We start from the raw sequence: 278 nt of genomic DNA on the forward strand, positions 1-278 counted from the left end.
CCCGTCGTCGCTCGCGGCATCGGAGGCGCGGGAGACGAGACGGCAGTCGTAGTCGGCCTGGTACAGCGCGGGCCGGATGTTGTCGCTCATCCCGCCGTCGACGCTGACATACCGGCGACGCAGGCCGCCGTCGAGTGAGACGTCCTTGGTGGTGCCGACCTCATAGAGGGTGACCGTGCCGGGTCCGGCGATCGCGCGACCGGGTTCCACGGCGATAACCGGTTCGGGCAAACCAGCACGCTCGGCCTCTTGGGCGACGAGCTTGCGCAGGTTGGCGG

Annotated in this window: 1 pseudogene; it reads right to left on the reverse strand. The window is 69.8% G+C overall.

From position 1 onward, the window contains the following. A pseudogene (locus GV790_RS30155) lies at nt 1-278 on the reverse strand (diaminopimelate decarboxylase); the annotation flags it as partial.

This window comes from Nocardia cyriacigeorgica, from assembly GCF_010858045.1.
Classification (GTDB): domain Bacteria; phylum Actinomycetota; class Actinomycetes; order Mycobacteriales; family Mycobacteriaceae; genus Nocardia; species Nocardia cyriacigeorgica_E.